A 15,601-nucleotide genomic window follows, 5' to 3' on the forward strand; every position below is an offset into this window, starting at 1 on the left:
GATATTTCCCGCCTGGACGAGGCCTGATGTCAGCGCTGGGATGCCTGGTTCAGGCTGCGCCGTAGGTCATGTGGCTCAGGGTTCGGCGGGTCGAGCCGAACGCCGGGCGCTCACTTTGCCGGCATGTCTTCGCGCTCCCGCACAAAGCTGGCAAAGCGCGGCAAACCACCGTCGTGGGTGCCGCGAAAGCGGTAGGTCACCCAGCTGCCCACGGGCGGCGGACTTTCGCGGTCGGCATCGCTGAAACCTGCGCCCAACCGAAAGCGCTGGCCTGAGGGCATTTCCACCAGCAGCGCGCCCATGCGTCCCGCATGGCGGCCCTTGCCGGGAAGGTGGGCGACCACGCGTGCCTCGGTGTCTTCGTGCGTCTTGACCTTGATGAGATCGTCGCTGCGGCCTGCGCGGTACAGCGACGCGCCCCGGTGCAGCATCAGCCCTTCGCCACCGGCGCGCACCGTGCGGTGCAGCAGCGCTTGGAGCGCCGCGTCGTTGGCCACGCGCCGTTGCGGCACGGCCTGCACCCAGGGCTGGCCCAGGCTTTCAACGAGGGCGTTCAGGGCGGGCAGGCGTTGGTCGAACGTGCCTTTGTCGCCGGGCAGGTCAAACACCATGAAGCGTATCTGGCGCCAGGCCACGTCGCCCGGCTGCTGTTGGCGTGTGGTGGACTGGGCGTGGCTGAAGCGCCCGCGCCCGGCCCACAGCTCTCCGTCCATGGGCACCTCGGGCCAGCCAGCGGTAAACCAGGCGGGGGCCTGCACCGTCTCGCCGCCGCGGGTGCGCAGTGTGCGGCCATCCCAGAAGCCGCGCACGCCGTCGTATTTTTCGCTCACCCAGTAATCTTGCAGCGGAAGACCGGGGCGATACACCTGCGCCAGAAGAAGTGCCGGGGCGTCTGCAGCCAGCGCGGGCAGTGCTGGAAATGCAGCAATTGCCAACAGGGCGAGGCAGCTTCTGCGGTGCATGGCGCTATTTAATATGTAGCTGCTCGCGCTTTATCAGTAAGCACTAGCGGCAATTTTCATCAATAAAACGGTGTCGGCGGTGCTCAGACCTGGTCGGCCGACAGGCCCGCCGTCTGGCTGAAGCCGCCGTCCACGTAAGTGATCTCGGCCGTCATGCCGCTGGCCAGGTCGGACAGCAGGAAGGCCGCCACATTGCCCACGTCCTCAATGGTCACATTGCGGCGCAGGGGCGAGGCGTCGGCCACGCGCGAGAGCAGCTTGCCAAAGTCCTTGATGCCGCTGGCCGCCAGCGTCTTGATGGGGCCAGCGCTGATGCCGTTGGCGCGGATGCTGCGGCCGTCTTCGGTGCGGCCCACGGCCTCGGCCAGGTAGCGCACGCTGGCCTCCAGGCTGGCCTTGGCCAGGCCCATGGTGTTGTAGTTGGGAATGCTGCGCAGCGCGCCCAGGTACGACAGCGTCAGCAGCGACGACTTGTCGTTGAGGTAGGGCAGGGCGGCCTTGGCCATGGCCGGGAAGCTGTAGGCGCTGATGTCGTGCGCGATGCGGAAGCCCTCGCGCGACAGGCCGTCGAGAAAGTTGCCGGCAATCGCCTCGCGCGGCGCGAAGCCGATGCTGTGCACAAAACCGTCAAACTTGGGCCACACCTGGGCCAGGTCGGCAAACATGCGCTCGATCTGCTCGTCGCTGCCCACATCGCAATCAAAAATCAGTTGGGAGTCGAACTCGGCGGCAAAGTCGGTGATGCGGTCCTTGAAGCGCTCGCCCACGTAGCTGAAGGCCAGCTCGGCGCCCTGTGCGTGGCAGGCCCTGGCAATGCCGTAGGCGATGGAGCGGTTGGACAGCACGCCCGTGATGAGCAGCTTTTTGCCGGTCAGAAAACCCATGGTTGTTCTCCTGTGGAATGTGATGTGCGGGATGGAACGGCGCGGGCAGCCCGGCTGCGGGGAATATCCCGCGGTGAGCGCAAAGGCCCCGCCGACGTAGTGCAGAATTGTCGCATGCGGTTTTGGCTGATTTTTTCGCTGTGGATGTGCGCTTTGCCCGCGTGGGCCGCGCATGCTTATGCACTGTGGGGCGCGCCGCGTTACCCGGCCGGGTTCGCGCATTTCAACTACGTGAACCCCGATGCCCCCAAGGGTGGCGAGCTGCGGCTGGTGAGCAACCTGCGCACGTCCACGTTTGACAAATACAACCCGTTCACCATCAAGGGCAGTGCGCCAGCGTATTTGTCGGCGTTGATGTTCGACTCGCTGCTGGTGGGCTCGATGGACGAAACCGCCACCGGCTACGGCCTGTTGGCCGAGGATGTGCAGGTGGCGCCTGATGGCCTTTCGGCCACCTTCCGCCTGCGGCCCGAGGCGCGCTTTCACCATGGCAAACCGGTGCTGGCGCAGGACGTGAAGCACAGCTATGACACGCTGGTGGGCCCTTTCACATCGCCAGCCTATAAGACCACGCTGATCGATGTGGCCGGTGTGGATGTGCTGGACGAGCGCACCGTGCGCTACCGCTTTCACAAGCCCAACCGCGAGCTGCCGCTCACTGTGGGCGGCCTGCCGGTGTTCAGCCGCGACTGGGGTGTGGAGGATGGAGTGCAGGGCGGCCAGCCCAAGCCCTTCGACCAGGTGGTGATGGATATCCCCATCGGCAGCGGGCCGTACAAAATTGGCCCGGTGCGCTTTGGCAAGGACATCACCTACGTGCGCGACCCGGACTACTGGGCCAGGGACCTGAACGTGCGCAAGGGCACGGCCAACTTCGAGCGCATCACCGTCAAGATCTACAAGGACGCCACCGCGCGGCTCGAAGCCCTCAAGGCGGGTGAGTTCGATCTGATGCGTTTTTTCAGCGCGGGCGACTGGGCGCGGCGGGTGAATGGCAAGAAGTTCAACACCGGCGAACTGGTCAAGGGAGAGTTTGCGCACAAGCTGCCTTCGGGATTTCAAAGCTATGTGCTCAACACCCGCAGCCCCCTGCTGCAGGATGTGCGCGTGCGCGAAGCGCTGGGGCTGGCAATCGACTACGAGTGGATGAACCGGCAGCTGTTTTATGGCGCCTACCAGCGGGTGAACGGCCTGTTTGGCAACACGGCCTGCGAGACACGCGGCACGCCATCCCCCGAAGAACTGGCGCTGATGGAGCCGTTTCGCAAAGACATTCCGGCTGCGGCCTTTGGCCCCATGACCGTGCCGCCGCGCACCGATGGGGACGCATCCTTGCGCGCCAACCTGCGCCGCGCGCAGCAACTGCTGAAAGAAGCAGGCTGGGAAGTGCGCGATGGCGCCCTGCGCAACGCCCAGGGCGAAGCCATGGTGCTCGAATACATGGACAGCAACGAGGGCGGCGTGCGCACCATCACGCCCTGGATGCGCAGCCTCGAAAAGCTGGGCATCACGCTGCGCTTTCGCTCGGTGGACTTCGCGCTGTACCAGCAGCGCCTGCAGAAGTTTGACTTTGATATCACTTCCATGGCCTTCCAGGGAACGCACAACCCGGGCCAGGAGTTCGCCGACCTGTTCGGCAGCAAGGCCGCGGACACCGAGGATTCTGGAAATTTTGCCGGTGTGAAGAACCCGGCCGTCGATGCACTCATCACCGCCATGACCTCGGCCAAGACCGAGGCGCAACTGCTGCCCGCCTGCCATGCGCTGGAGCGCGTGATTGCGCACAGCCACTACCTGGTGCCCCAGTGGGCGGCTGCCACCCACCGCATGGCCTACAACGCCTGGCGCCTGGCCAAGCCTGCCACCGTGCCTCCATATTCCAGTGGTGAAGGCTGGGTCATCGACACCTGGTGGGCTAAGTGAAGTGGCCCCCAAGCTCCACCGTTGCACCGGTCGCTGCCCATCAAGGGGGCCGGCCTTGCTTGGGGCGGCCCGGCGCGGCGCCCGCCCGCCCTGCGACTACACATAGAGGTTGATAGATGCTGGCCTACATCCTCAAGCGCATCCTGCTCATGCTGCCCACCCTGCTGGGCGTGCTGCTGCTGACTTTCGTGGTGATCCAGTTCGTGCCCGGCGGCCCGGTCGAGCAGTACATGGCCGAGGCCAAGGCCGGTGCGGGCGCGGGCGGTGGCGCCGAGGGCGGGGGGCTGAGCTACCGGGGTGCGCAGGGCGTGGACCCCAAGCGTCTGGAGCAGATCAAGGCGCTCTACGGCTTCGACAAGCCTGCGCACGAGCGTTTTTTGCAGATGCTGGGCCAGTTCGCGCGCTTCGACCTGGGCAAGAGCTTTTTTCAAAACAAGGATGTGTGGCAGCTTGTCGTTGAGAAACTGCCGGTGTCCATCAGCCTCGGGCTGTGGACCTTTTTCATCAGCTACCTTGTGGCCGTGCCGCTGGGCGTGGCCAAGGCGGTGCGCGCGGGCTCGCGCTTCGATCTGGTGACCACGCTGCTCATCCTGGTGGGCTATGCCATTCCGGGCTTCGTGCTGGGTGTGGCGCTGCTGGTTGTCTTTGGCGGGCAGCTGCAGTGGTTTCCGCTGCGCGGGCTGACGTCGTCCAACTGGGATGAGTTGAGCTGGGGCGCGCGCATCGTGGACTACCTGTGGCACATCACACTGCCCATCATCGCCATGGTGCTGGGTAGCTTCGCCGTGACGGCCATGCTGACCAAGAATGCCTTTCTCGAAGAAATCCGCAAGCAGTACGTGCTGACGGCGCGCGCCAAGGGGCTGTCTGAGCGCCAGGTGCTCTGGAAGCACGTGTTCCGCAATGCACTCATTCCCATCATCACCGGCTTTCCGGCGGCGTTCATTGGCGCGTTCTTCGCGGGCTCGCTGCTCATCGAGACGCTGTTCTCGCTCGACGGCCTGGGCCTGCTGAGCTACGAGAGCGTGATCCGGCGCGACTACCCGGTGGTGCTGGGCACGCTGTACCTGTTCACGCTGATCGGGCTGGTGACCAAGCTGATTTCCGATCTGTGCTACGTGTGGGTGGACCCGCGCGTGAAGTTTGATTGATGGAATTTCTGAAAATGGACATAATCAAAGGGCATCATGTCCATATTGGAGGTCCATCATGACCTGGAACATTGCCAGCGCCAAACAGCAGTTCTCCGAAGTGGTGCGGCTGACTGCCGAAGAGCCTCAAGCCATTTACAACCGTGACAAACCCGTGGCGGTGTTGATTTCCGCCGAGGAGTTCGAGGAATTCAAGCAGTGGCGTGAGGGCCGCGCCAAGCCAACGTGGGCGGAATTGTTTGCCGACATCCGTGCGACGTTAATCTCCGAGGGGGCAGAGGACGGCATCGAAATTCCACCGCGCTCCAACCGCTACAACCCCATGGTGGACGACCCGCACTACTGGGACGAGGCGCACTCTGTGCCGGAGCGCTGAACTGTGTATCTTGCAGACACCAACATCATCAGCGAACTGATGCGACCTGTGCCGCACGCGGGCGTGGTGCGGTGGGTTGAAGCGCTGGACCAAACGGCAGGTTTCGCGGTTTCGGCCGTTTCGGTCGACGAAATCCTGTTCGGCCTGACGCACAAGCCTCGACCGCGTGCGCTGGAGTTGTTCAATGGGCTTGCCGCTCGCATCACGGTTCTCGATGTGACCGAGGCCGTCGCGCGCCGCGCCGGCGAGATGCGCGGCCTGCTGGCAGCTCGCGGTCAGGTGCGCAGCCAGGCCGACATGTTCATCGCCGCCACAGCCCAAGTCCACGCTCTCACGCTGGTCACGCGCAATGTGTGCGACTTTGATGGGTGTGGCATTGCAGTGCTCAATCCTTTTTCGGCATGACACAGTCCCCGTTGATATCAAACCCTAGGAGCCTGTCGGACTTGGGAATCGTCGACTGCAAATTGGCCCCAGCGGTCCATTTTTCACCGTCTTTTTGCCCCATAGCCCCGCTATGGGGCCGCAAATTCGGCAAAAACTGTCCTCGCTGGGGCCAATTTTCGCTTTCGACGCCCCAAGTCCGACAGGCTCCTAGCCGCGAGTGCCAATGCTGCCGCCTTTGTTGGAGGGACACGTATGTCTGTCAACCCTGATGTGATCGAGCGCACCGTGCGCACACTGCAGGCCCGGCTGCCGGGCCTGCTGGCGGTGTATGGCTTTGGCAGCCGCGTGCAAGGCACGGAAGGGCCGGACAGCGACCTGGATATGGCTGTGCTGGTGGCTGGCTATGCCGACGTCACGCTGCTGTGGCAGCTTGCCGGTGAACTGGCCGACATCGCGGGTTGCGCTGTGGATCTGCTGGACTTGCGTGCCGCGTCCACGGTGATGCAATACCAGGTCGTCACCCAGGGCGAGCGGTGGTGGGCTCAGGATGCGCAGGCCGCGATGTTCGAGAGCGCCATTCTGAGCGAAAAGACCGCGCTGGACACGGCGCGCGCTGGTTTGCTGGCCGATATCCGAGAGCGAGGAACCGTCTATGGTGGATGACGTGCTGATCAACAAGGCCGCCACGATCGAGCGCTGCGTGCAACGTGCGCGCGAAGAGTATTTCAGCGAACCGGCCACTTTTGCCACCAACTTCACCCGCCAGGATGCCGCCATCCTGAACATCCAGCGCGCCTGCGAGGCCACTCTGGACATGGGCCAGCACCTGATCCGACGTGACCGGCTGGGGGTGCCGCAAAGCGCGCGCGATGTGTTTGCGCTGTTGGCACGGGCCGGTCGAATCGAGCCGGCCCTGGCCGAGGGCCTGCAGCGCATGGTGGGGTTCCGCAACATCGCGGTGCATGACTACCAGAGCCTGCAGCTTCCCATCACCGTCGCCATCATCGAAAAGCACCTTGATGAGTTTCTGCAGTACAGCAAGACCCTATTGCAGCACGATGCAGGGTAGACAGCAGGCCATGGGCTCCATCACATCTCCGGTTGCTGCGGGCGGTGCGCCCGCATCGCTTTCCCCCTCCCGCCGCGCCTGGCTGCGTTTCAAGCGCAACCGCCTGGGCTACTGGAGCCTGCTCGTCTTCTGCGCGCTGGTGCTGGTCAGCCTGTGCGCCGAGCTGGTCAGCAACGACCGACCGCTCATCGTGCGCTACGAGGGTCAGACCTACTTTCCCATGCTCAAGGATTACCCCGAGAAGACCTTTGGCGGCGACTTCGAGACGCCGACCGACTACCTCGACCCCTTTATCCGCGAGCGCATCACGGGGGGCGGTAACTGGGCGCTCTATACCCTCAACCCCTACGGCCCGAACACGCTCAACTACTTCGCCAAGGCGCCCAACCCCTCGGCGCCCACGCGGGACAACTGGCTGGGCACCGACGACCGGGGACGCGACCTGCTGGCGCAGCTCATCTACGGTTTTCGCGTGAGTGCGCTGTTCGCGCTGGCGCTCACGGTGACGGGCGTGGTGCTGGGCGTGCTCACGGGGGCCATCCAGGGTTTTTTTGGCGGCAAGACGGATCTGGCCTTTCAGCGCTTCATCGAAATCTGGGGCTCCATGCCCGAGCTGTACCTGCTCATCATCTTCAGCGCGGTGTTCGCGCCCAGCATTTCGCTGCTGCTGATTCTGCTGAGCCTGTTCGGCTGGATGGGCCTCTCGGACTACGTGCGCGCCGAATTCCTGCGCAACCGCCAGCTCGACTACGTGAAGGCCGCGCGCGCTTTAGGCGTGGGCAATGCGCAGATCATCTGGCGCCACATCCTGCCCAACAGCCTGACGCCAGTGGTCACCTTCCTGCCGTTCCGCATGAGCGCGGCCATTCTGGCGTTGACATCGCTCGACTTCCTGGGCCTGGGCGTGCCGCCGGGCACGCCGAGCCTGGGCGAACTGTTATCGCAGGGCAAGAACAGCATCGACGCCTGGTGGATTTCGCTGTCCACCTTTGGCGTGCTGGTGGTCACGCTGCTGCTGCTGACCTTCATGGGCGATGCCCTGCGCGATGCCTTGGATCCCCGAAAGGCCGACCGATGATGGCCCCCACGCTCGGCACTGGCGTGTCCTCGCTGCCCCCCGAGGGGTCTCTCGCCGCCGTCGGAAGCGCGCCCGGCGGCGGCTCGGCGGCCAGCATGCCTCTGCTGCAGGTGCGTGACCTGACCGTGCGCTTTGGTGCCAAAGAAGTGGTGCGCAGCGTCAACTTCAGCATTGCGCAGGGCGAAAAACTCGCACTGGTGGGCGAATCCGGCTCGGGCAAGACCATCACCGCTTTGAGCCTGCTGCGCCTGGCGGGTGATGCAAAAATCAGCGGTCAGGCCATGCTGCGCGGGCGTGATCTGCTCTCTTTATCAGAGCGCGAGATGCGCGGAATTCGTGGTGGCGAGATCGCCATGGTGTTCCAGGAGCCCATGACGGCGCTGAACCCGCTCATGACCATCGGCCAGCAGATCGCCGAGGTTTTGGAATTGAAAAGGGCTCTAACGACCGTCCAGTCAGCGCAAGCAGCTATCGAATTGCTAGCAAAAACCGGCATTCCCGAGCCCGAGCGCCGCGCCAACAGCTTTCCGCACCAGTTGAGCGGCGGCCAGCGCCAGCGCGCCATGATCGGCATGGCCCTGGCCAGCGAGCCCGCGCTGCTGCTGGCCGACGAGCCCACCACGGCGCTCGACGTCACGCTGCGTGGCCAAATCCTCGACCTGCTGGCGGACCTGCAGCGCACCAGTGGCATGGCCGTGCTGCTCATCACGCACGACCTGAACCTGGTGCGCCGCTTTGCCGACCGCGTGGCCGTGATGGAGCAGGGTGTGCTGGTGGAGCAGGGCCGTGTGGCCGATGTGTTTGGCGCCCCACAACACGACTACACCCGCCGCCTGATTGCCAGCCAGCCCCGGCGCGATGTGGTCGAGGCCGCGCCGCCCGTCGGCACCGCGCCCGTGGTGCAGGCCCAGGGCGTGCGCGTGGTCTACCCCACGCCCTTGCGCGGTGTGCGCGGCTGGTTCAAAAAAGGCGAATTTGTGGCAGTGCAGGGGGCCACGCTGCAATTGCTACCGGGCCGCACGCTGGGCGTGGTGGGCGAATCGGGCTCGGGCAAGTCCACACTGGCGCAGGCCATTTTGGGCCTGCTGCCATTTGGGGGCGCACTGGCCGTGGCGGGGCAGGGCTGGCAGCAGCCCGCCACCCGCAACACGCCCGCCAACCAGCAGCTGCGCCGGCGCGTGCAGGTGGTGTTCCAGGACCCGTTCTCGTCGCTCTCGCCGCGCCTCACGGTCGAAGAGATCGTGGGCGAGGGCCTCAAGGTGCACGAGTCCGCGCTCGGCGTGACCGAGCGGCGTGCGCGGGTGGAAGCGGCGCTCCTGGAGGTGGGCTTGACCGAAGCGCAGTACCCCGGCCTGCTGGCACGCTACCCGCACGAATTTTCGGGTGGCCAGCGCCAGCGCCTGGCCATTGCGCGCGCGCTCATCGTGCAGCCGCAGGTGCTGGTGCTCGACGAGCCCACCAGCGCCTTGGACGTCACCATCCAGCAGCAGGTGCTGTCGCTGTTGCAGCGTCTGCAAAAGGAAAAGGGCCTGAGCTACCTGCTCATCACCCACGATGTGGATGTGATCCGCGCCATGGCGCACGAGGTGCTGGTGATGAAGGACGGCGAGGTGCTGGAGAGCGGCAGCGTCGGCCAGGTGCTGGATGCGCCGCAGCACCCCTACACGCAGCGGCTGGTGGCGGCGGCCATGGTGCCGGGCGCTGGCCCCAAAATTTGAACAAAAGGTCCTGGTATCAGCGACTTGTCTCAGACCCCGTTCGCACTGAGCTTGTCGAAGGGCTGTTTGCAAGGGGCGCCGTGGCTTCGACAGGCTTGGCCCGAACGGATGCGGGTACACATCCGAGACAAGTCGCTAATCAGGCAAAAAGCGGCTCCAGCGCTTATGCAGTAAGCGCTATCAGCTATTAATACAGGAGTATTTTGGTGTTTCATCTCCACGGACCCGCCTTGCGCGGAGGCGCCCTGGCGCTGCTGGCGGCGGTGCTGTTTGGCGTCAGCACGCCGCTGGTGCAGCACCTGGGCGCTGGCCTGGGCGCTTTCAGCACGGCGGCGTTGCTGTATGCCGGTGCTGCCGGCATGGGGGCGGTGTTGCGCAAGCCGGTGCAGCAAGAGGCACGCTTGCGACGGGCCGACACGTCCCGCCTGCTGGCCATGGCGGGTTTGGGAGCGGTGGTGGGGCCGGTGGCGCTGGCCTGGGGGCTGCAGCGCACCAGTGGCAGCAGCGCATCGTTGATGCTGACGCTGGAGGCGCTTTTCACCGCGCTGCTGGCCTGGCGGCTGTACCACGAAACCATGGACCGGCGGGTGTGGGCGGCAATGCTGTTGCTGCTGGCCGGGGGCGTGGCGCTGGTGGTGGATCAGGGGCGCCTGGGGGGCGTAGAGCTGGCCGGTCTGCTGGCTGTTTTGCTGGCCACGATGGCCTGGGGGGCGGACAACACCTTGTCGCGCGCCCTGGCCGAGCGTGACCCGGCGCAGGTGGTGCTGGTCAAGGCGGCGCTGGGCGCCAGCGCCACGGCGGTGCTGGCCTGGGGCCTGGGCGAGCCCATGCCCACTGCGGCGGCGGCCTGGGGCATGGTGGCTGTGGGGGCCACGGGCTATGGGCTCAGCCTGCGTTGTTACCTGCTGGCGCAGCGCGCGTTTGGCGCGGCGCGCACGGGTTCGGTGTTTGCGTTTGCGCCGTTCATCGGCGCGGTGCTGGCGTTTGCCATGGGCGACCGCACTGCCGGTGGGCTGGTGGTGGTGGGCGGCCTGCTGATGGTGGCCGGGGTGGTGTTGCACCTGGCCGAAACGCACGAGCACCCGCATGACCACGAGGCCACCGAGCACGAACACGCACACCGGCACGACGACGGGCACCACAACCACGCCCACTCCTCGATGCCTCAGGGCAGCCACAGCCATTGGCACCAGCATGGGGCCCAGTCGCACACCCATGCCCATGTGCCCGATGCCCACCACACGCACCGGCATTGAGACGGAGGGGCCTTCAAGCGGCTTGCGCCCTGGGGTCGCCTGGATGCGCTGCGGCTTTGCGGCGGGTGATCGGATCAAAGACACGCCTGGACGAGCGCACCCTTGCACAGTCGGAAGCAGGCACCGGGCAAAATACGCGCCAGCGCCACACACGCGCGCATCCATTCAGGCGATGACCAAGGCGGTTTTCCTTGCTCTCTCAGCCGACCCCACACGCCGCACCATGAAATTCAACGACTTTTCTGACGACTCCGAAGACTCCGAGCACACCCCCGCGCAGCGCTCGGCCGCCGCATCGCGCAGCACCTGGGTCAGCGTGGGCGTCAACCTGGTGCTGTCCACCATCCAGATCGTGGTGGGGGTGCTGGCCAAGTCGCAGGGCCTGATAGCCGACGGCATCCACTCGCTGTCCGACCTGGTGGCCGATTTCGTGGTGCTGTTTGCCAACCACCACTCCCAGAAAGACGCGGACGAGGGCCACCCTTACGGCCACCACCGCTTCGAGACGGCGGCCTCGCTGGTGCTGGGCCTGCTGCTGCTGGGTGTGGGCGTGGGCATGGTGTGGTCGGCGGTGGTCAAGCTGGAGAACCCCGAGGCCATTGCGCAAGTGCATGTGATCGCCCTGTGGGTGGCGGGTGCCGCGCTGGTGGGCAAAGAACTGCTGTTTCGCTACATGCTGGCCGTGGCCAAGCGCGTCAAGTCGAGCATGCTGGTGGCCAATGCCTGGCACGCGCGCTCGGATGCGGCTTCGTCGCTGGTGGTGGGCATCGGCATTGCGGGCAACCTGGCGGGTTATCCCATCCTGGACCCCATTGCCGCGCTCATCGTGGGCTTCATGGTGGCCAAGATGGGCTGGCAGTTTGGCTGGGATGCGCTGCACGACCTGATGGACCGATCGGTGGACGAACAGGAAGTGCAGGCCATTCGCCAGACGCTGCTGGAGACACCTGGCGTGAGCGGCGTGCACGATGTGCGCACGCGCAAGATGGGCGACATGATTGTGGTGGACGCCCATCTGGAGGTGGATGCAGCTCTCACCGTCGAGGCGGGCCATGACATTGCGGTGCTGGCGCGCCAGCGCGTGCTGCAGCGCCACCGGGTGCTCAACCTCATGACCCATGTGGACCCTTGGCGCAAGCCCGACCTGGACCATCCTGCGCCGCCCGTGCGCAGCGCGCATGGCGCGCCAACGCGGTAGCGAATCAGCGAATCAGCGAAGCGTCGAATCAGGCCGCGCCACGCGCGCCGGAGGCGGTGTGGCGCTGGTGTCGGCCCGCCAGCCGCACCAGCTCCAGCCACACCAGGCACAGCGCCAGCAGGCAACCGGCCACCACGGCACCCTGGGCGCCGGGCAAGGCCAGCCCCATCAGATTGCGCAGCCAGGCAATGCCCATCACCGCAGCCAGCAGCACCACCATCGCGGCGGCAATGCGCCAAAGCCAGGGGTTCGGGTCGGTCACGCCCAGCAGCGCGGGGCGCGACAGATCCCGGTTCGCCAAAATCAGCAGCAGCACGCACAGCACCAGCGTGCCAAACACCACGGTGCGCCCCTGGTCGGGGTGCCAGCCCTGGTGCACCAGCCAGGCCTGGCCGCCCAGCAGCACTGCCGCCAGGCCCAGGCCTTGCAGCACCGACCACAGCAACGGTGCGGCCGCAAAGGGCGAGTCGGAGACCGGGCGCGGTGCGCGTGCCATGGTGTCGCTGTCTTCGGCCTCGGCTTCGAAGACGATGGAGCAGGCCGGGTCGATCAGCAACTCCAGCAGCACGATGTGCACCGGAAGCAGCAGCACCGGCCAGTGAAGCAGCGTGGGCACCAGCGCCAGCCCGATGATGGGCACATGCACGGCAAACACAAAGCGCACGGCCTTGCGGATGTTGCTGTCGATGCGCCGCCCCTGGCGGATGGCAGCCACGATGCGGGCAAAGCTGTCGTCCAGCAGCACCAGCGCGGCGGCCTCGCGCGCCACGTCGGTGCCGCGCTCGCCCATGGCAATGCCCACGTCGGCGGCCTTGAGGGCGGGCGCATCGTTCACGCCGTCGCCGGTCATGGCCACCACCTCCCCGCTGGCGCGCAGCAGTTGCACCAGGCGCAGCTTGTGCTGGGGCTTGAGGCGCGCGCACAGGTCCACATGGCGCAGCCGCTCGCTGAGGGCGGCATCGTCCAGCGCCTCCAGCTGCGCGCCGGTGATGACGTCGGGGCGGTTGGACAGGCCCACCTGCTGGGCGATGGCGCGGGCCGTGGCGGGGTGGTCGCCGGTCATCATGATCACGCGGACACCGGCACGTCGGCACTCGGCCAGTGCGGCGGGCACCTCGGTGCGCGGCGGGTCGGCCAGGGCCACCAGGCCGAGAAAATCAAAGTCGAAATCGTGCTGGCTTTGCGGCCACGGCGGGCTCTGGCCGGGTGCCGGGGCTGCGCCTTTCCAGCGGCCGCGCGCCACGCCCAGCACGCGCAGGCCGCGCTCGGCCATGGCCTCCACCTGGCGGCGGATGGCGCCCTGCTGCGCGGCGTCAAGGTGGCACAGGTCGGCCACGGCCTCGGGTGCGCCCTTGGTGGCCAGCAGGTGCACGTTGGGCTCGTCGCTGGCAAACACGCGCGTCATGGCCAGAATCTCGCCCGACAGGGCGTATTCAAACTCGGGCTCGCGCCCGTCGTGCACATGCTCGGTGCCCTGCAGCCACTGGTGGCCAAAATGCTGGATGGCCTTTTCCATCGGGTCGAACGGGTCGGCGGGCGTGGCCAGCATGGCAAATTCGGCCAGCAGGTGAAAGTGCTCGGGCAGTTCACTGGCGCTTTCGGGCCGGAAATGCTGCTCGCCGCTGGTCAGCTCGGCCACGGCCATGCGGTTCATGGTGAGCGTGCCTGTTTTGTCCACTGCCAGCACCGTGATGGCGCCCAGCGCCTCGACGGCGGTGACGCGCCGTGTCAGCACCTTCTGGTGCGAAATGCGCCACGCACCCAGCGCCAGAAACACGGTCAGAATGACCGGAATCTCCTCGGGCAGGATGGCCATGGCCAGCGCAATGCCCGACAACAGGCTTTCGAGCAGCGGGCGGCCGTTCCACCACCAGCCCAGCAGTACCTGGGCCAGGGCCAGCACCAGCGCGCCAATTCCGAGGTTGCGCACCAGTCGGCGCGAGCCCTGCTGCAGCGCAGAATGCGGCTCTACCGTGGCGGCAAGGTCGGCGCCAATGCGCCCCACGGCCGTGTGGGCGGCGGTGGCGCACACCTGCGCCACCGCCACGCCGCGCGTGACCACGGTGCTGGCGTAGATGGCCCCCACGCTTGCCACTTCGTGTGCTGCGCTGTCCCCCGAGGGGGCTGGCCTGGCTTGGGGCGGCCCGGCGCTGGCGGCCACGGCCCCCACGCTTGCCACTTCGTGTGCTGCGCTGCCCCCCGAGGGGGCTGGCCTGGCTTGGGGCGGCCCGGCGCTGGCGGCCACGGCCCCCACGCTTGCCACTTCGTGTGCTGCGCTGCCCCCCGAGGGGGCTGGCCTGGCTTGGGGCGGCCCGGCGTTGGCGGCCGGGGCCCCCGCGCTGGCAGATGCCTGCGCGTTCTGGCTGTCTTGTGCCAAGGGCAGTTTGGCCACGGGCACGGCTTCGCCGGTGAGCAGGGATTCGTCCACTTCGAGCTGGCCGTCGATCAGCAGCGCGTCGGCGGCAATGCGGTCGCCCTCGTGCAGCACGAGCAGATCGCCGCGCACCACCTCGCGCCCGGCAATGCGCTGTTCCTGGCCGTCGCGGATCACCAGCGCGCGCGGGGCCGACAGGTCGCGCAGGGATTCGAGCGCGCGCTGGGTCTTGCGTTCTTGCGCCAGCGTGATGCCGATGACCACAAACACAAAGCCCAGCAAAAACAGCGCCTCGCCCCGGTCGCCCAGCGCCAGGTAGATGCTGCCAGCGGCCAGCAGCATGAGAAACATGGGCTCGGTAACCACGTCCCGCACGATGGCCAGCGTGGACTTGGGCGCGCTGCCCGGCAGCAGGTTGGGGCCTTCGGTGGCGAGGCGGCGGGCCGCCTCGGCAGCGCTCAGCCCTTGACGCGCTGGTATCGCAGGGGGCGCCTGGCTTTCGGGGGTGGGCATGGCCGTCGCGTCTTTTGGCGGTGCCTTATGGCTTGCGCGCCACCAGCCCCAGCAATGCCGACTGGCCACAGTGCTGGGTTCCCTCGTTCAGCACCGCTTCATAGTCGCGCAGTTCGATGATCTGCAGGCCCGCGAAGGCGGACCGGATCATCTCTGGCGTGTAAAGGTGCGACAGGATGGGTGGCCCGCCGGTCTTGTATTCCAGTTGCCTGGGGGTGTAGCCCTGCAACACCAGCACGCCGCCGGGCTTGAGTGCAGCCACCATATTGGCGAACAGGCGTTCGCGCATGGCGGGGTCGGCAAACTGCACAAAGATGGCCGCCACGGCGTCATAAGTGGCAGTGGGCCAGGGCCACTGGTCGCAATCGGCCACGCTGTAGTTCACCGCAACCTGGGCATTTGCCGCCAGTTGCCTGGCCTTGGCTACGCCCACGTCCGAGATGTCAAAGGCATCCACCTGCAGGCCCTGGCGTGCCAGCCAGACGCTGTTGCGCCCGTCACCATCGGCCACGCACAGCACGCGGCCACCGGGGGCGAGGTGGTGGGCCTGCGCGCGCAGGTAGTCGTTGGGTTCCTGGCCAAAAAGATGGTTCTCGGCGGCGTAGCGCTGGTTCCAGGTGGCTGTGGGGTTGGTGAAGGGCGTTGCGGTCATGGTGGGTGCCTTGTGCAATAGCGGGTGCTGTGGGCATTGAACGGACAAGTCGGGCGCCTG

Annotated in this window: 14 protein-coding genes; 10 read left to right on the forward strand and 4 right to left on the reverse strand. The window is 66.4% G+C overall.

All coding sequences use genetic code 11. The features are described 5' to 3' along the window. Positions 1-110: 110 nt before the first annotated feature. Complete coding sequence (locus DTW89_RS00090; RefSeq protein ID WP_114654451.1) at positions 111-962, reverse strand: DNA ligase; 852 nt, start codon at positions 960-962, stop codon at positions 111-113. 83 nt (positions 963-1,045) lie between these two features. Continuing rightward, complete coding sequence (gene fabI / locus DTW89_RS00095; RefSeq protein ID WP_111864304.1) at positions 1,046-1,846, reverse strand: enoyl-ACP reductase FabI; 801 nt, start codon at positions 1,844-1,846, stop codon at positions 1,046-1,048. A gap of 114 nt (positions 1,847-1,960) precedes the next feature. On the opposite strand from fabI, the gene DTW89_RS00100 reads away from it, so the two are divergent. The 10 genes from DTW89_RS00100 to DTW89_RS00145 all read left to right on the forward strand — a co-directional run bounded on the left by DTW89_RS00100 (position 1,961) and on the right by DTW89_RS00145 (position 12,002). Next, positions 1,961-3,769: an extracellular solute-binding protein gene (locus DTW89_RS00100; protein ID WP_114654452.1), complete on the forward strand. Its 1,809-nt coding sequence runs from the start codon at positions 1,961-1,963 to the stop codon at positions 3,767-3,769. Positions 3,770-3,885: 116 nt separating this feature from the next. Further along, entirely contained in the window at positions 3,886-4,920 is a 1,035-nt protein-coding gene (locus DTW89_RS00105; protein ID WP_114654453.1) for a microcin C ABC transporter permease YejB, read from the forward strand. A 58-nt stretch (positions 4,921-4,978) separates the two neighbouring features. Further along, positions 4,979-5,296 carry a type II toxin-antitoxin system Phd/YefM family antitoxin gene (locus DTW89_RS00110; RefSeq protein WP_024814812.1) on the forward strand — a complete coding sequence of 106 codons (318 nt, stop codon included), beginning with the start codon at positions 4,979-4,981 and terminating at the stop codon, positions 5,294-5,296. Positions 5,297-5,299: 3 nt separating this feature from the next. After that, complete coding sequence (locus DTW89_RS00115) at positions 5,300-5,701, forward strand: type II toxin-antitoxin system VapC family toxin (protein WP_201740905.1); 402 nt, start codon at positions 5,300-5,302, stop codon at positions 5,699-5,701. 234 nt (positions 5,702-5,935) lie between these two features. Next, positions 5,936-6,346: a type VII toxin-antitoxin system MntA family adenylyltransferase antitoxin gene (gene mntA, locus DTW89_RS00120; protein WP_114654454.1), complete on the forward strand. Its 411-nt coding sequence runs from the start codon at positions 5,936-5,938 to the stop codon at positions 6,344-6,346. Beyond that, a complete protein-coding gene (gene hepT, locus DTW89_RS00125; RefSeq protein WP_111864294.1) occupies positions 6,336-6,752 on the forward strand; it encodes a type VII toxin-antitoxin system HepT family RNase toxin in 417 nt (138 codons plus the stop codon). The genes mntA and hepT overlap by 11 nt, the downstream gene beginning before the upstream one ends. 10 nt (positions 6,753-6,762) lie before the next feature. Further along, a complete protein-coding gene (locus tag DTW89_RS00130) occupies positions 6,763-7,830 on the forward strand; it encodes an ABC transporter permease (RefSeq protein WP_114654455.1) in 1,068 nt (355 codons plus the stop codon). Between the two features lie 95 nt (positions 7,831-7,925). Then, complete coding sequence (locus DTW89_RS00135; RefSeq protein ID WP_114654456.1) at positions 7,926-9,548, forward strand: ABC transporter ATP-binding protein; 1,623 nt, start codon at positions 7,926-7,928, stop codon at positions 9,546-9,548. A gap of 200 nt (positions 9,549-9,748) precedes the next feature. After that, the gene (locus tag DTW89_RS00140; RefSeq protein ID WP_442858078.1) at positions 9,749-10,804 is read left to right on the forward strand and encodes an EamA family transporter; all 1,056 of its coding nucleotides are present in this window, start codon (positions 9,749-9,751) and stop codon (positions 10,802-10,804) included. A 223-nt stretch (positions 10,805-11,027) separates the two neighbouring features. After that, the gene (locus DTW89_RS00145) at positions 11,028-12,002 is read left to right on the forward strand and encodes a cation diffusion facilitator family transporter (RefSeq protein WP_114654478.1); all 975 of its coding nucleotides are present in this window, start codon (positions 11,028-11,030) and stop codon (positions 12,000-12,002) included. A 28-nt stretch (positions 12,003-12,030) separates the two neighbouring features. Here DTW89_RS00145 and DTW89_RS00150 read toward each other — a convergent pair whose 3' ends face one another. Continuing rightward, complete coding sequence (locus DTW89_RS00150; RefSeq protein ID WP_114654458.1) at positions 12,031-14,889, reverse strand: cation-translocating P-type ATPase; 2,859 nt, start codon at positions 14,887-14,889, stop codon at positions 12,031-12,033. A gap of 25 nt (positions 14,890-14,914) precedes the next feature. After that, positions 14,915-15,541, reverse strand: a complete 627-nt coding sequence (locus DTW89_RS00155; protein ID WP_114654479.1) for a class I SAM-dependent methyltransferase — start codon at positions 15,539-15,541, stop codon at positions 14,915-14,917. Between the last annotated feature and the right edge of the window lie 60 nt (positions 15,542-15,601).

Origin of the sequence: Acidovorax sp. BoFeN1, from assembly GCF_003345135.1 — a bacterium.
GTDB lineage: Bacteria > Pseudomonadota > Gammaproteobacteria > Burkholderiales > Burkholderiaceae_C > Acidovorax > Acidovorax defluvii.

What these genes read in the sequence shown, in the direction of transcription:
- DTW89_RS00145 (WP_114654478.1), top strand. Translation starts at nt 11,028, where the DNA reads ATGAAATTCAACGACTTTTCTGACGACTCCGAAGACTCCGAGCACACC.
- DTW89_RS00110 (WP_024814812.1), top strand. Translation starts at nt 4,979, where the DNA reads ATGACCTGGAACATTGCCAGCGCCAAACAGCAGTTCTCCGAAGTGGTG.
- DTW89_RS00130 (WP_114654455.1), top strand. Translation starts at nt 6,763, where the DNA reads ATGGGCTCCATCACATCTCCGGTTGCTGCGGGCGGTGCGCCCGCATCG.
- DTW89_RS00105 (WP_114654453.1), top strand. Translation starts at nt 3,886, where the DNA reads ATGCTGGCCTACATCCTCAAGCGCATCCTGCTCATGCTGCCCACCCTG.
- fabI (WP_111864304.1), bottom strand. Translation starts at nt 1,846, where the DNA reads ATGGGTTTTCTGACCGGCAAAAAGCTGCTCATCACGGGCGTGCTGTCC.
- DTW89_RS00150 (WP_114654458.1), bottom strand. Translation starts at nt 14,889, where the DNA reads ATGCCCACCCCCGAAAGCCAGGCGCCCCCTGCGATACCAGCGCGTCAA.
- mntA (WP_114654454.1), top strand. Translation starts at nt 5,936, where the DNA reads ATGTCTGTCAACCCTGATGTGATCGAGCGCACCGTGCGCACACTGCAG.
- DTW89_RS00100 (WP_114654452.1), top strand. Translation starts at nt 1,961, where the DNA reads ATGCGGTTTTGGCTGATTTTTTCGCTGTGGATGTGCGCTTTGCCCGCG.
- DTW89_RS00090 (WP_114654451.1), bottom strand. Translation starts at nt 962, where the DNA reads ATGCACCGCAGAAGCTGCCTCGCCCTGTTGGCAATTGCTGCATTTCCA.
- DTW89_RS00155 (WP_114654479.1), bottom strand. Translation starts at nt 15,541, where the DNA reads ATGACCGCAACGCCCTTCACCAACCCCACAGCCACCTGGAACCAGCGC.
- hepT (WP_111864294.1), top strand. Translation starts at nt 6,336, where the DNA reads ATGGTGGATGACGTGCTGATCAACAAGGCCGCCACGATCGAGCGCTGC.
- DTW89_RS00135 (WP_114654456.1), top strand. Translation starts at nt 7,926, where the DNA reads ATGCCTCTGCTGCAGGTGCGTGACCTGACCGTGCGCTTTGGTGCCAAA.